This is a genomic window from Seonamhaeicola marinus, assembly GCF_008085455.1.
On record NZ_VSDQ01000029.1, the window covers coordinates 1 to 649 of the forward strand.

The 649-nt window shown below is 32.4% G+C and carries 1 protein-coding gene and 1 pseudogene; one reads left to right on the top strand and one right to left on the bottom strand.

Annotated elements, in window-relative coordinates; all coding sequences use genetic code 11:
- A pseudogene (locus tag FUA24_RS24880) lies at positions 1 to 244 on the top strand (polysaccharide deacetylase family protein); the annotation flags it as partial.
- A gap of 93 nt (positions 245 to 337) precedes the next feature.
- On the opposite strand, the gene FUA24_RS00205 reads toward FUA24_RS24880, so the two are convergent.
- On the bottom strand, positions 338 to 634 hold the full coding sequence (locus tag FUA24_RS00205) for a thioredoxin family protein (protein WP_147138281.1): 297 nt from the start codon (positions 632 to 634) through the stop codon (positions 338 to 340).
- Positions 635 to 649 lie beyond the last annotated feature (15 nt).

Sequence of the window (649 nt, forward strand, 5' to 3'; positions counted from 1 at the left end):
ATTGCAAGGTAAAAAGCTACGTGCTTTAGGTTTTAATATTGTTATGTGGGATGTTTTATCTTTTGATTGGGATAAAAACATAAAAAAACAACAGTGCTTAAACAACGTTATTAAAAAAGCTAAAACAGGTAGTATTATTGTATTTCATGATAGTGAGAAGGCTAAAAAAAACATGATGTTTGCCTTACCTAAAGTTTTAGAACATTTTAGCAAAAAAGGCTATAGTTTTAAAGCGCTCAATTAAACACTTCTTCTATTTAATTTTTTGTGTGAAATTACATGATTTGCCCGCGTTAGGGATTGAAGCAAACTACCGTGTAGTGCGTAAAGCCCNCTATTATATGTAATTTTGTATTATACCAATTAATGTGTTGGCATCTAACTCACCACTTTGGCGCCATTTCATTTCGCCATCTTTATATATAATTAGTGTAGGCAGCGTTTTTACGCGTAAAGCTTCGGCAAGTTCTTCGTTTTTTTCAACATCAATTTTAATTACTTTAGCTTTATCTCCTAGGGCAGCGGCTACGTCTCTTAACACCAATTGCATTGATGTTGATTGATCATTCCAGTTTGTATAGAATTCTAGTAATACCGGAATTTCTACGTCTATAAGTTCCCCAAATTTTGACATACTATTTAGTATTAA

What these genes read in the sequence shown, in the direction of transcription:
- FUA24_RS00205 (WP_147138281.1), bottom strand. Translation starts at nt 634, where the DNA reads ATGTCAAAATTTGGGGAACTTATAGACGTAGAAATTCCGGTATTACTA.